This is a genomic window from Aggregatibacter kilianii (assembly GCF_003130255.1).
Classification (GTDB): domain Bacteria; phylum Pseudomonadota; class Gammaproteobacteria; order Enterobacterales; family Pasteurellaceae; genus Aggregatibacter; species Aggregatibacter kilianii.
The window spans coordinates 182,958-197,750 of the sequence record NZ_NRCN01000002.1 but is presented as its reverse complement, the minus strand read 5'-3'; the positions used below and the strand labels follow the sequence as shown (position 1 = coordinate 197,750).

The 14,793-nt window shown below is 42.9% G+C and carries 8 protein-coding genes; all 8 read left to right on the top strand.

What is annotated here, in order from left to right; genetic code table 11:
• The first annotated feature begins 754 nt into the window (after window positions 1-754).
• From DK428_RS10665 to DK428_RS10630, 8 genes are read left to right on the top strand one after another with little or no spacing between them, the layout of a single operon-like run.
• Complete coding sequence (locus DK428_RS10665; RefSeq protein WP_109063877.1) at window positions 755-2,452, top strand: SrfA family protein; 1,698 nt, start codon at window positions 755-757, stop codon at window positions 2,450-2,452.
• Between the two features lie 29 nt (window positions 2,453-2,481).
• Window positions 2,482-5,529, top strand: a complete 3,048-nt coding sequence (locus DK428_RS10660) for a virulence factor SrfB (protein ID WP_109063876.1) — start codon at window positions 2,482-2,484, stop codon at window positions 5,527-5,529.
• Complete coding sequence (locus DK428_RS10655; protein WP_239493765.1) at window positions 5,526-8,207, top strand: putative virulence factor; 2,682 nt, start codon at window positions 5,526-5,528, stop codon at window positions 8,205-8,207. Before DK428_RS10660 ends, DK428_RS10655 begins: the two co-directional genes overlap by 4 nt.
• Before the next feature lie 15 nt (window positions 8,208-8,222).
• Entirely contained in the window at window positions 8,223-9,215 is a 993-nt protein-coding gene (locus DK428_RS10650) for a hypothetical protein (RefSeq protein WP_109063874.1), read from the top strand.
• A complete protein-coding gene (locus tag DK428_RS10645) occupies window positions 9,212-11,197 on the top strand; it encodes a vWA domain-containing protein (RefSeq protein WP_109063873.1) in 1,986 nt (661 codons plus the stop codon). The genes DK428_RS10650 and DK428_RS10645 overlap by 4 nt, the downstream gene beginning before the upstream one ends.
• A gap of 30 nt (window positions 11,198-11,227) precedes the next feature.
• Complete coding sequence (locus tag DK428_RS10640) at window positions 11,228-11,953, top strand: ABC transporter ATP-binding protein (RefSeq protein ID WP_109063872.1); 726 nt, start codon at window positions 11,228-11,230, stop codon at window positions 11,951-11,953.
• A complete protein-coding gene (locus DK428_RS10635) occupies window positions 11,940-13,166 on the top strand; it encodes an ABC transporter permease (RefSeq protein WP_109063871.1) in 1,227 nt (408 codons plus the stop codon). Before DK428_RS10640 ends, DK428_RS10635 begins: the two co-directional genes overlap by 14 nt.
• Window positions 13,159-14,769, top strand: a complete 1,611-nt coding sequence (locus tag DK428_RS10630) for an SUMF1/EgtB/PvdO family nonheme iron enzyme (RefSeq protein ID WP_109063870.1) — start codon at window positions 13,159-13,161, stop codon at window positions 14,767-14,769. Before DK428_RS10635 ends, DK428_RS10630 begins: the two co-directional genes overlap by 8 nt.
• Window positions 14,770-14,793 lie beyond the last annotated feature (24 nt).

Sequence of the window (14,793 nt, the reverse complement as noted above, 5' to 3'; positions counted from 1 at the left end):
GTGTGTATTTAAAAATTGACAATGATTGTATTTTAAATTTTACAGTCTGTAAAATAAAGATCGTGATATAAGTCACAAAATGTTAATTTTATCTGAAATTTATGGCTGAGACTGAGTCTATTTACCGCCAGATTCCTTGTCTTAAAGTGCTTTATGTTATTACCTAACTATTTTTAAGCTCTTTATATACCATACATTAACGTCACGCCGCAGAATCATGGTCTCCGATCCTAAAAGTGTGGTGGAAAATCCACGCGAATTTTCGCCTTATGTGTCACAAGAAAACTTGCGGGCTGGAATTTGATGTAACGAATAGTTTACAGTTGAAGTTATTCAAGAAAACGGTAGCCATTTCGGGGAAAGGATGTTCATGGTAGAGGAGTGTTCGCTGTTTTTTCGTACAAAGCAATGCACCGTTTAGCTTCAATCTGCCGCCTTATACGTAAGAAGAATTAGATACCACGAAACATTAATATGACTTGATAGAAAGTGGCAGCATGATATTGTGCATGGATTACAAAATGAGCAACATAGACGTTCCTATGCGGGAAATTTAAAGAGGTTTAGAGTAAAAATGAAACGGTATTTAATTTTACGTTGCATTTTTGCTTGTAATCCGCCTGCGTCGTTAGGTGTACTCTGTCTAATAACCGATATTTTTACTTGGATTAATAGGTTTTTATGTATTTTTGGGGTAAAATTCCGCGTAGTTAACGCTTTGATAAGTAGCGATTTTCAACTTGAGGACAAGTGTATGTTAAGCACTCTTTTAAGAACCGGCGATATAAAAGACTATACCGCTTTAGGGCAAGACGGCCAGGCCGTTTATTCTGTGGCATCTCAATTACGCGATACGATTCGCTTAAAGCGTGGCCGAATATTTTCCGATTATTTGGCTATTCCGCAACGCAATGATCAAGGCAGTAAAATCGATTGGTATGTGCCGTTTGAATCGGAACGCGCCGATGGCAAATATATGATTATTCCTTGGTCTTCCGCCACCGAAGAGGAGCGCCAACAAGCACTTGCCGAATTAAAAGTATTTGAAAAAAATATGGCGGATTTAGGCTTAGAAATGAGCAAACAAGCCAATTTAAAAGGCGATCAATTACTCTTTTCCCGTCTATTGTGGGCGGAGCCGAATAATCCGGCTTCGGTCGAAAACCTCAAAGCCTTGCGTTTCCCAAACCCTGAACACGTCTATTTGGTGAATAACCGTCCGGTAATTACCTTCTGGGGCTTTATTGAAAAAAATACCAATTTACATGGTGATCCATTCTTAAGTTTAAAACCTGCCGCCCCTTTAGTGGCCGCTACACCAATTCCTGAAGCTAAACCTGAGCCGACGAAGAAAAAAATGTCTTGGTTGTGGTGGTTGCTTCCGTTGTTATTGTTGCTTGCGTTGCTATTGTGTTATTGGTTTGACTGTTTTAATTTTTCTAACAAGAAAATTGAATTGGATCCGCTGGCGAAGCATGAAGTGCAAAAAACAGAGAAAAAATCCACCGCACTTTCAGAAGATAAAACATTAGAAGAGAAGAAAGAGGATAAGAAGGACGATAAGAAAGAGCCGGTAGTTGATGATAAAAAAGAACGAATTGTTAACCTCAACGGCACATCGTATCGTTATGTGAACGGGCAATGGATTGATTCAAACGGCACGGTGGTTTCTGATCATAATTTGTTAGGGCAGTTAAACAAAGAGACTGAAGTAAAAACAACCGATAACACGGTAGGTGTAGATAATGTCAATGGGGTTGATAACACAACGTTGAACGATAATACGGCGGCAAAAGCCGATGTTAATGTGGATAACAAAGCTGATTTGACCACTCCACAAGATCCAAAAGCCTTAGGCAAAGATGAGTTGGAGAAAAACCAGATTAACCCGAATGATCCGACTTTGCCACCGGTGGATCCAAAATTAAATGAAAAGGATAAAAACGCGGTTGATCCAAACAATCCTGTCGATAAGAAAGGGGATAACAACACAAATCCGAATGACCCTAAAGGCACTGATCCTAAAAGCATTGACCCGAAAGGCGTCGATGCAAAAGGGGTTGACCCAAGCGTAAACAGCGCTCAGCAAAAACTGCAAATTCCGGCAAATAGTCTAAAAGAAGGCAAAGTTGACTTCTTAAACGGCGCATGGAACGCAGGCGGTGGTATTCAAGATAAAACCACCGGCAAGCCGATGCGCTTGAGCTATAACTTTGACGATAAAGGTAAAGGACAGGTCACGTTACAACGCGGTGACGGGGTAAAATGTGTAGGGGATGTAAACGCCAGCGTGAGCGGTAGCGGATTGACTATTTCCAATAAAAAGATGGCGAACTGTAGCGATGGAACCACATATCAACTGCCGGAAATCAGCTGTAAACCAAATAGCACTTCGGCCGATTGTGACGGTTCTTACGGTGATAATCGGTTCCCGATTACTATCAAGAAATAAGCATTAATGAGATGAAAGAGAGATAGCACATGTTTCCTGAGTTACATAATTTTGGTAAAGAACTTTCGTTAGTCATGAATAGCGGTGTGCAATTCATTGATTTTGCGTTGACAATTAATTGGAAAGCCAAAGAGTGGCGTGAAAAAGGCAATGGCAATTTCGTTTCCTCGGCGGTTAATGGACCGTTGCGTCGTCTGATTGCCGATAAAAACGGCGAAGGTTTTTGTGATCCAAGTCGTCCTGGCATTTTGGTGCGTACCGAGCAAGAAATTAGCGTAGAGCAATCTTTTAAATTATTTGACGGTGTTTGGTTGCCGATTCCTGTGTTGAGAACCGTGCCGCCCGATCGTTTTGATGAAGGTCCATATAACTGGGCTCGGGTGCGCATTGTGGAATTGGCGGAAGGCGCGGATCCTGATGGGCATACTCATCGAGTGACTTTTGCTTTCGATACAAAAATTTTCCCAAATAGCCAAGACACCGCTTATTTGGCGCCTACTCACGAGGATGTGCGTTCCGGCGTGTTATTCGGCTTGGCGCATCAATCCGATCAAATGTCTTGGTTCTTGGATTTCAATTGGGTAAATAATTGGTTATTGGAATTATTTAAAGAATTGGCGCCGGAAGCGAATCGTTTGAAAATTCATCCGGAAGACTTAGTGCAAGAAGTCGAACGTAAAGCGCACCAAGGGCATTATCTGAATATTTTGGCGATTTTGGGTAGCGAAGTGGCGTTGCCAAGAATTAAAGTGGTCTCCAATAAAACCGATGACATCATGAAAGCGATTCCGGTGGATATGGTGTTGGATGTGGGAAACTCCCGTACTTGCGGCATTCTGATTGAAGACCATGTGCAAGAAAAAGACGGCTTGAAAAAACGGTATGAACTGGAATTGCGGGATTTAACCAATCCGGAACGGATTTACACCGAACCCTTTGAAAGCCGTGTGGAATTTGCGCAGGCCTTTTTCGGTAAAGATCATTGGTCGCTACAAAGTGGACGTCGTGATGCCTTCCAATGGCCAACCATTGCGCGCGTAGGTAAAGAAGCGGGGCGCTTGGCAAGTCGTCGTAACGGTAATGAAGGTTCCACCGGGTTATCCAGCCCGAAACGCTATTTGTGGGATTTGGATAAGTACGAACAAATGTGGCGTTTCAATTCTGCTTATGTGAAAACCGATCACGAGCCTTACGCCACTGCCGAGCCACTTTCCGGCTTAATCAACGAGTACGGCGAAGCCTTACATATTTTACGTGATGATGTTGAAGAAGAATTCGAGCGTAAAATGCCGGTGTTCCAACCGAAATATTCCCGTAGTTCTTTGATGACATTTATGTTGTCGGAAGTGTTAATGCATGCATTAATGCAAATTAACAGTCCGGCACAACGTGCTAAATTAGAGCATTCCCGTACGCCGCGTTTCTTGCGTTCTATTATTCTGACCATTCCGCCGGCAATGCCGAAACCGGAACGGGAAATTTTCAAAAATGCTATGTATCAAGCTATTGGCTTAGTTTGGAAGAGTTTGGGATGGGATAAATCGGACGATAATGTTGATTTCGCTACCGAAGAAGGGCGTCAAAAATATTGGCCGATGTTGCCGGAAGTGCATATTCAGTGGGATGAAGCGACTTGCGGACAAATCGTGTATTTGTTTAACGAGACTCAAAATAATTACGGCGGTCGCCCGGAAGAATTTTTTGCTGCCTTATCCCGCCCGGATAAATTGGCAAAAGATAAATCCATTACCATTGCCAGTGTGGATATTGGTGGTGGCACCACGGATTTGGTGATTAATAAATACAAAATGGATTACGGCGAAAACAGCAACACCAATAGCAGTAATGCTTATATCGAGCCGGAACAACTGTTCCGAGACGGTTTCAAGGTGGCCGGTGATGACATTTTGTTGGACATGATTCGCGATATTGTTGTCCCTGCGCTAAGTAACGGTTTAAAACAAGCAGGCTTACGCGATCCTGAACCTATTTTGGCACAATATATCGGCTCCCAAACCTTAAAAGTGCAAGACGCATTGTTACGTCAACAACTGACCTTGCAAGTGTTCAGTCCGATCGGTTTGCGTATTTTGAAAGAATATGAAGAATTTGATCCGTTTAGTACGGAAAACACCTTAGCCGGTGCAACTTTCCGTAGTTTATTGGCGCAGGTGGACGAGCCGACAGAAAATGTATTGAATTATATTAATACACCGATTGCCCGTGAATTAGGCAATCCAAACTTCAATATTTTAGATTTGCCGATTCATGTGGATTTGGCAGCTATTCATAAATTATTCATTCGTGGGCATTTTGATATTTGTAAAACTTTTAATGCCTTATGTGAAATCATCAATTTGTACCAATGTGACGTGTTGTTGTTAACCGGCCGTCCTTCCCGCCTGCCGGGGGTACAAAGTTTCTTCCGTAGCCGCTTGCCATTGCCTGTGGGGCGGATTATGCCGTTGCATCATTATCGTACCGGCAACTGGTACCCGTTCCATAAACAAGGGCGCATTGATGATCCGAAAACCACAGCAGCAGTAGGCGCTATGCTGTGTTTCTTAAGTAATAATATGCGTTTGCCGAATTTCTATTTCCGTGCGGCATCCATGCATTCTTATTCTACTATTCGTTATATCGGTTTGTTGGATAACAACAACGTGATTAAAGACAGTAACTTATATTATTCTGAAATTGATTTGGATAATGAAGATTACGATTTCCCGGATACGGAATTTGAAGTACGTGGCGCAATGCGTATTGGTTTCCGCCAGCTAAACGTAGAACGCTGGGTAGCATCGCCGATTTATTTATTGACCATTGAAAACGATGATATTAAGCGCCGTTTAGCCATTGATGGCACGGTTTTAAAAGTGGTGCTTGGTGTGAAAAATAAGAGCAGTTCAAGCAATAGCCAAGAAAGTGCGGAGAATTTTTACATTAAATCCGTTTCCGCCTCTGATGGACGTTCCTGTCGTCGTAACGAAGACATTAAATTGACCTTAAATACAATGGTTGATGCAGGTTTAGGCGAAACTCAATATTGGTTAGATAGTGGATGTGTGAAAAGATGAGTGTAGAAAATCAATTAGCGCAAGCATGGCAAAATATTTTTGATGGTTCCCAACAGGCGATTGATTGGGTTAGTCAGGTTCGTCCGAATGTCGCCCGTTTAAATAACGAAGCCGATGGACTCATTTTGGAATTACGCCGCTTGCGTAATACCGCCAAACGTCTTGGTGCAGTGTCCGAGCGTCCGATGACAACAGGCTTTTTTGGCTTATCCCAAGCGGGTAAATCCTTTTTAATTTCAGCGTTGGCGGCTGATGCCAACGGTAATTTAGAAACGCTTTTTGATGGTCGTAAATTAGACTTTATTAAGCATGTTAACCCACCGGGTGGCGGTAAAGAAGCCACCGGTTTGGTGACCCGTTTTAGTCGTACGGCAAAGGGCGGTATTCAAGGCTATCCGCTCGAACTTCGATTGTTCCATGAAATTGAAATTGCCAAATTATTGGTGAATTCTTATTTCAATGATTTTGATAAGGAAAAAGTTGATTACAAACTGGATCAACAAAACGTCAATGCGCTATTAAGACGTATGACGGCAAAAATGTCGGCGCAGCGTGTAGCCGGTGTAACGGAAGATGATGTAGTGGATTTGCAAGATTACGCCACGGAAAGCTTCGGAAAATCCTTAGCCATGTTGCAAGGAGGGTATTGGGCGAAGGCTACTTTAATTGCCCCTTATTTGAGCATTAATGATCGTGCTCAATTGTTCTCTATTTTATGGGGAGAGGAAGCGGATTTAAGTGCGATTTATGTGCAGTTTGCTCACACTTTGGCCGCTTTAGGCAATGCAGATCGTGTTTATGCGCCGCTAACCGCAGTGGTAAAAGAAGTCAACGGCGAGCTATCCCAAGCGGATAGTATTATGAACGTGGATATGTTGGAGCGATTGAATACGGATAAAGACGAATTGCTTGAGGTGCGCCCTTATTTTTCGGAAGACAATATTGGCGAACCGGTAAAAATTTCTCTCGCACAATTGACCGCACTTACTGCTGAACTTGTGTTTCCGTTGATGAACCCAACCCGTGTACCGGCAGTGGAAAGTGTTGATTTACTTGACTTCCCGGGCTATCGCGGCCGTTTGGCGATTTCAAGTCTTAAAGAAATTCAGGAAGGCAATCCGGTTTCCCAGTTAATTTTGCGTGGCAAAGTGGCGTATTTGTTTGAGCGTTACACTGACAGCCAAGAAATGAATTTATTGATCGTGTGTACGCCATCCGATAAACAATCCGATGTTAACAGCGTAGGCCCTGTGCTTGAACGCTGGATTAATAAAACCCAAGGCGATACGCCGGAGGCCCGCTCACAACGGAAACCGGGTTTGTTATGGGCGATTACTATGTTTGATAAACGAATTAGTGCTGATCTGACCAAAGATGAAAATATGTTGAAAATCAGCTGGGGTTCCGGCGGGTTGTTGAAACAAACCATTTTGGAGCGTTTTGGTAATTATCCATGGTTAAATGATTGGTCGAACGGCAAACCGTTTAACAATACTTTCTTAGTGCGTAAACCGGGCTTTAAAGTGTCTTTCTTAGATGTGGAAGACGGGCAGGAATTACGCGTGCGTCCAAATGAAAGTGCGCAATTGGATTTGTTACGTCGCACATTTGCCGATGATCCGGATATTCAAAAACACATTGCCAATCCTCAAGAGGCTTGGGATGGCATGATATTATTAAATGACGGTGGGATGCAACGGATCAGCGATTATTTAAAAACAGTGGCGATGCCGCAAGTGAAGCAAAAGCGTATTGCAGAACAGTTAAATCATGCGATTCAACATATCATCGAAAACCGTTTTGCCAGTTGGTATCAAAGCGATGGTGCGGAAGAAGTGCAACGTAAACAACAGTTGGCTAAATTGGTCATTGGCGAATTACAAAAAAGCGCATTAATTGTGGGTGAGTTTTTACGTAGCCTTCAATTACCGGAAGAAACCATTCATTCTTTATATTTTGCCGACAATGATGATGATTTGTTATCGCCTTCTGCCAAAGATTCCGAGGAGGTAAATAAATCCAATGCGTTTGCTTCCGGTTTTGGCTTTGATGACAGCTTTGATTTGTTTGATGAGCCACAAAGTGCGGTCAAAAATCCAAACGTTTCGGAAGAGAAATTGCCGGAATCCCGTTTTGCCCAAGCGGTGTTTAAAGCATGGATTGAGCATTTACGCGGTATTTCTATGGATCCGCGCAATACACGATTTTATCCGTTCTCGGCACAATGTATTGAAGGCATTGTTGGCGAATTGATTACCGGTGCGAACCGTCTTAATTTATTAAATCGCTTAACCAAAGTGATTAATCGTAACGAAGTGGGCGCCAGTAAGCGTGATCAGATTGTGGAACGTCAAGTATTCTCCGTGACCACTGAAATTGCTGATTTCCTTGCTTGGCTTGGATTTGATCAAATGCCTGTGGCGGAGCGTCCGGCTAGTCGTGTGCGCGATGGACAGATTTTTGAAATCGCTGAAGTGGAAAAAATCAATAATTTACCAAAATTGAGCAATTACACCGGAGATTACACCAAAAATTATCTCACCGACTGGTTTATTGCCTTTATGGAATTCACCCAAAGCAATGCAGGACACAGTGCCGGACGTGAAATTGACGCGGTACAAAATGCGCGATTAGGTGAAATTTTAAATGTCTTCAGAAACTCAGCGGTGGCGGAATAAACCGAAGGATAAGTTATGTTAAGAATTGAATTGAAAGCCGTACGTCCGGGATATGCGGAATTCACCGCCGGTAACTGGAAAGGCGGCGTTGAAAATATTGAAATCAGTGTGCAACGGAGTCAGGATTCCTACTATTTTGCCGAAGGACAGCATTGGAATATTGAGCCCGTTTGGTTGAAAGTCAGTGAGCAATTAACCTTACAAGATAACGTGCTAAGTGGCGTACTTGGCCCTTGGTTAATTGATGCTTTGGTACAACAAAGCAGCACCATGCAATATCGTATGATGGTGCGCGATGCCAATACAAAAGATATGGGCGTGTTAAAACTTTCCAATGACGTGTTAGCCTCTTCTGCCAGCGGCAATACAGCACGTGCGGATGATGTGCGCTCTATTGATAACACCGTGAATCATGTAGATGACCAAGTTTTGGTGAATATTCCCGATCTTGAGCCTGAACCGATTATTGACGAGATCAAATTGCCGCCGGAGGAAGAAATTATTATTGAACCGGTGGTGGAAGAACCGGAGGTTGTACCTCCGCCTCAACCGGCTCCGAAAAAGAAAAGCAAACTTGGTTTGATTATTTTATTGCTTCTTTTATTGGCCATCGCCGGTGCAGCAGCTTATTACTTCTTGAATAAAAATAAAACGGAAGAAAAAGCGCAGTCCGCCGATGAATGTAGTTTAAGCCAAAATAAAAATGATGAATTAGCCTTTATTCAAAATTGTCTAAAAACCAAACCTGACAGCCAGCGCATTTTGGCCGTGATTAATCAGGCCAAAGCAGAAAACAAATGTGCCATAGCACAGCGTTTATATGCGAATCAGGCTCAGAGCGGAAATGCCGATATTGCTTTGGCATACGCAAAAGAATATGAAGAAAATGCCAACAGCAGTTGTTTCAAAGCCGACAAAGGCACAGCCATTTATTGGTATGAAACCGCATTGGAGGCTAACCCGAATTTAGCCGAGGCAAAACAACGTTTAGCGGAATTGAAAAAATGATGAAGTCTTTTAAAGTCACCTCAATTGCTTTATTAATGGGATTTATGGCAAATGCCGCATTGGCGGATGAGCCGTTAAAACAGGAAGGTAAAAAAACACTTTATCAACGGGTGTTAAGCACGCCAAGTTGCCAATTGGTGGATAACGCGGGTGCAACGGCAGGTAAAAAACAGCCTGCTTTTTCCCGTTTTTATGTGTATCAGCGCCAAACGACAAATGGTAAAGAATGGTTAAAAGTAGGGCCGGACAGCTTTGGTAAAACCGTGGGTTGGTTGGATGCCGATTGTACGGTCGCTTGGAATATGCAGATGACTTTGGCTTTTACCAACCCGGTCGATCGCCAACCGTTATTGTTCTTTAAGAACAAGGAAGACATTGAAACCGTGGTGAATGCCGATGATGCGAAGAAAATCTTGGAGCCGATTCGTGCCGACTTAGCCAATAATAAAACACCACCACAAATTGTTGCTCAAGAGCCAAAAGAGTTTATTGATTTCCAAAAGAATTTCTATCTTTTGCCGATTTTGCAAGGTGAAGAAGTCATGAACTCACAAGGTTTCTATGAGCGTATTTTGGAAGTGGCGTCTGTGAGTAAAACGGATCCTGTGGTTCAACAGGCAACACAATCAAAAACCGATCCGAAAACCAATAAGTCTGATCCGAAAAGTGAACCGCAAGTGTTGACCGGGTTCAGTGCTGCGGTGGTATTTGTGGTGGATGCCAGTATTTCCATGGATCCTTACATCAATCGTACCCGTGATGTGATTAAACAAGTTTCCGAACAAATTGAAAAAGAAAACCTAGGCAAACAGGTTAAGTTTGGTTTGGTCGGTTTCCGTTCCAGCACCAAGGCGGTGCCGGGATTGGAATACGTCTCTAAAATGTTTGTTGACCCAAGTACGGTGAAAGATACGCAAGATTTCTTGCAAAAAGCTGTTGAATTAAAACAGGCGAAAGTATCCAGTAAAGAGTTTAGCGAAGATTCATTTGCCGGTATTTCACAGGCATTAAATGAAATTAACTGGAACAATTTCGGTGGTCGCTACATTGTGTTGGTGACCGATGCGGGGGCATTAGACGGTAATAATCCATTATCCTCCACCGGAATGGACGCAAAACAATTGCGCTTAGAAGCACAACATCGTGGCGTGGCGATTTATACCTTGCACTTAAAAACTCCGGCTGGGGTAAAAAATCACGAACAGGCGAAAACCCAATATAGCGATTTATCTTTCAATAACTACTTGAACAAGCCCTTGTATTATGCGGTGAATGCCGGTGATGTGAATGAGTTTGGTGAAAAAGTAGGTGCTTTGGCTCGTGCCTTGACATCGCAAGTGAAATTGGCATACCAAGGGGAAAATGCAGCAGGCACGATCGTTGATGAGCCTAAGCAAGAAAAAGCCAAAACTGAAATTGAGCAAGATGCGGAATTATTGGGCAAAGCAATGCAGTTGGCTTATTTAGGTGATAAAAATGGCGCCAAAGCGCCGCCGGTATTTAAAGCTTGGATTAGCGATAAGGATTTCCTTAAACCAACGATTCCGACAGCAGAAGCCCGCGTGTTGATGACTAAAGCGCAATTAAGCGATTTAAGCGATGTAGTGAAGAAAATTGCCGATGCCGCGAATGAAGGGTTAATTTCACCGGATTCGATGTTTGCCCAATTACGTTCTGTTGCCGCGGCAATGGGACAAGACCCGAATAAATTAAAACAAGAAAACTCCACCAAACTGGGCGAGTTAGGCTTGTTAGGAGAATATTTGGACGGCATACCGTATAAAAGCCAAGTCACCGGATTGGACGAACAAATTTGGAAAGGTATGAGTGCCCTAGAGCAAGAAAAATTTATTCGTGATTTAAACAGCAAGTTACGTCATTACCGCGTGTTTAACGAGGACCAATCCCGCTGGATTTCTTTATCGGAAGGCAGCGATCCACGCGATTACGTTTATCCTGTACCGCTTGAGGCGTTACCATAATTTATTCATTTACATAACAGGAAAAGTGCGGTGTTATTTATTGAAGAAATGGCGATTCGGCGTGGGCAGGGGAGCCAACAATTTAATGTGTTGTTGCCTAAACTTGAATTGCAGGATGGCGAGATTTTGGCCATTCAAGGTGCCAGTGGTTGTGGCAAAAGTACCTTATTGGAAATGATCGGGTTGATTTTGCAGCCCGATCGTTTGGTTCGCTATCAATTAGGGGATGCCGGTGATGTAGTGGATTTGCAACCGTTAATTTTACAAAAAAATCAGACCGCACTTTCTAAGCTACGGGCAGGAAAGTTAGGTTTCATGTTGCAAACGGGAGGCTTATTGCCTTTTCTGTCGGTACAACAGAATATTGAATTGCCTTGTTCAATGTTAAATAGCACCATGGATAAAGACTGGTTTTTGTATTTAACGGATGCCTTAAATATTCAATCATTGCTTACTAAATACCCGCGTCAGCTTTCTATTGGAGAGCGGCAGCGGGTTTCTTTTATTCGTTCGGTGATTCACAAACCAAGTCTGTTATTGGCAGATGAGCCTACCGCCGCGCTTGATCCGAATAATGCACAAATCTTATTTTCATTAATGATTAAATTGGCGGAAGAGCAAAAAATTACGGCGCTTTTAGTTACCCATGATTGGGATTTGGTGGAAAATAATCATTTGCCAAGTCTGTATGCAGATTTATCCACACCGGCGCAAGCGGTGTTTTTACCGAAGGAAACGCATCATGCAGCAAGTTAATCTGTCTTATATGTTCCTGGGCAAATTAGCGTTGCGGGATTTGTATTACGATCGCAAAGTGTCTTTTTGCATCATTGCGTCTCTTATTGCGGTAATTGCGCCGTTATTGTTGCTTTTCAGCTTGAAATTCGGCGTAGTTTCCCAGTTACGCCATCAGTTAATTAATGATCCGCGCAATCTTGAAATTAAAATTATCGGCAATCTCAATTTAGATAAGAACTGGTTTGATTGGTTACAACAACAGCCGGAAACCCGTTTTGTGGTGCCGTTGACCCGTTCTTTAAATACCATTGCCGATTTGTCTGCCAATCAAAATGGTGGTAAGAAATTTGTGCAGGATGTGGAAGTGATTCCGACAGCCGTTAACGATCCTTTAACGGAACAAGCACTAAGTAAACCCAATGGTGTGTTATTAAGTGCCTTAACCGCAGAGAAATTAAATGTAAAACAAGGCGATAAAATCAATTTGGTGGTCACCCGTTCGCAAAATAATCAGGTGGAAAAAGCCATTAGCCAATTGGCGGTGGAAGGTATTGTGCCTGAAACCCGTTTTGCCCGTTCGGGTGCCTTTGTGCAGTTGGACACCTTATTGGCAATGGAGGATTTTCGGGATGGTTACCAAACCGCTATTTTTGCCAATCAACAGGATCCTGACCGTCCGCAACAGCGGGAACACTTCGCCCGCGCCCGCATTTATGCTAATAGCTTAGATGATGTAGCACCTTTGGCGTTAAAATTACGGCAGAAAAATATTGAAACCTCAACAGAAGCCAAAGCTATTGAAAACGTCAAAGCCATTGACGGTGTGCTCAACGTGATTTTTATGGTCATTGCAGCGACAGCGGTGTTGGGTTGTGTATTATCGCTGATAGGTGCGTTCTTAGCCAATATCGATCGTAAGCGGAAAGAAATTGCACTGCTACGTCTATTCGGTTTTCAAAGCGGCGCGGTGATTTTATATTTAATTATGCAAGCGCTGTGTTTGAGCAGTTTCGCTTTTGTACTGTCATATTTCTTATTCTTATCAGGCAGTCAGGTATTTAATTTCGTATTAGGTCAGAATTTATCCAACGATATTTTTATCAGTAGCTTGAATTTTATTCATTTATTCATCGCTTTTGCGATCGCCTTATGCCTCGCTGCCATTGTGGCAGGAATCGGTGCGCGACAAGCGGTGAAAATCCAACCGGCGGAGAGTTTACGAGATGTCTAAAATAACCCCAAAAATGCAACAGCCACGGCGTAAGACAAAAATAGCTATTTTTTCCACCGCACTTTTGACGCAATTGGTAGCGCAGTCTGCTTATGCGGCTCCATGGGAAGAGAAATTTTATAATCCAAAACCTTTGGAAGGCGATGTGATGTTACCTATGCCTTGTGAAGGCAGTATGGTTTTTCGCATGGTAAAAACGGAAACCCATTCGCCGTTGGAAGAAAAAAGCATCATTTTGGGCAGTGACAATTCTGCCGACCAAATTGCCGAACATTCTACCCCAAATGCCATTGCCGGCAGTTTTGGCGACAAGTCTCAGGGCCGGTATTTTTTAATGGCCAAATATGAAGTGTCACAGTTGCAATATCAATCGGTAATGAACGAACAATGCCCGTCAGCCAACATGAAAGGGCGTTTGCCGATGACAGAAGTGAGTTGGTTTGATGCCGTGGAATTTACCCGCAAATATAATGAATGGTTGCTAAAAAATGCGGCAGATAAATTACCAAGTGAAGACGGCACAAAAGGGTTTGTCCGTTTACCGACCAATGCGGAATGGGAGTACGCGGCGCGCGGTGGTGCGGCGGTGTCTTCTTCCGAATTTCGTGAACCGCTTTTCCCAATGAAAGATGGCGCGGAGAAATATGTATGGAGCAACAAAAATGCTAACGGCAAAATTCAGCTCACCGGGCAGTTGGAGGGCAATCCGCTAGGCCTGTTTGACACTTTGGGTAATGCTGCAGAAATGATGTTTGATGCTTTCAAACTCAACCGTTTAGATCATTACCACGGGCAAAGTGGTGGTGTCACCGTGCGTGGCGGCAGTTATTTAAATTCGGCAGAAAGTTTAACTAATGCTTATCGTATTGAGCGTCCTTTATATCACAATGGCAATGCGGACAAAGCTAAAGATATCGGTTTTCGCGTGGCGATGGTAGCACCCGTATTAACCTCCGCACAACGAATTAAAGACTTGAAAGAAGAATGGGCTAAGCTGGGTCGTGATGATAACAAAGATGATAAGCACGGCGCGGGTTCCAATGTGGTTGGGCAATTGGAAAAATTGGCACAAGACGTGCAAAATCAAACCATTGCCAAGGAACAGTTGGAAAAAGAACTGAAAAAATTAAACGACACTTTGCGGCAAGCCAACCAAGCCCGTGATGAACAGCGTGATTCGGCTATTCAAGCCTCATTACGCTTGGGCGGATTCTTGTGTAGCAATGTGGTCGATTTGGATAATACTTACCAAAACGCGTTGAGTTTGGCGGAAAATATCAAACAAACCTGTGACGGTGCACCGAAAGAAGGTTTGTGTACCGACGATCAAATCAATAATCTCAATGAGAAAAAATTGAAAGCGGAAAATGCGTTGAAATTCACCTTAAAATATTACGCAGATACCTTAGTTGATAATGCAACTTTATATAATGTGGCGATGATCGAGAAACAAGTGGAGGCGACTAAACAACGCTTACAAAATCGTGAAAAAAATAATGCCGCACAGTTTATTCAATCTTATTGGGAACAATTATCCCAATATAATAAAGATGGAAAAGTTGACCGTGACGCTTGGTTAAAACGTTGCCGTCAAGTAAAATAACCCACCTCACTAAAATAAAAAAGG

Excerpts from the sequence above, each read along its gene's own strand:
- DK428_RS10665 (WP_109063877.1), top strand. The coding sequence starts at position 755 with ATGTTAAGCACTCTTTTAAGAACCGGCGATATAAAAGACTATACCGCT.
- DK428_RS10660 (WP_109063876.1), top strand. The coding sequence starts at position 2,482 with ATGTTTCCTGAGTTACATAATTTTGGTAAAGAACTTTCGTTAGTCATG.
- DK428_RS10655 (WP_239493765.1), top strand. The coding sequence starts at position 5,526 with ATGAGTGTAGAAAATCAATTAGCGCAAGCATGGCAAAATATTTTTGAT.
- DK428_RS10650 (WP_109063874.1), top strand. The coding sequence starts at position 8,223 with ATGTTAAGAATTGAATTGAAAGCCGTACGTCCGGGATATGCGGAATTC.
- DK428_RS10645 (WP_109063873.1), top strand. The coding sequence starts at position 9,212 with ATGATGAAGTCTTTTAAAGTCACCTCAATTGCTTTATTAATGGGATTT.
- DK428_RS10635 (WP_109063871.1), top strand. The coding sequence starts at position 11,940 with ATGCAGCAAGTTAATCTGTCTTATATGTTCCTGGGCAAATTAGCGTTG.
- DK428_RS10630 (WP_109063870.1), top strand. The coding sequence starts at position 13,159 with ATGTCTAAAATAACCCCAAAAATGCAACAGCCACGGCGTAAGACAAAA.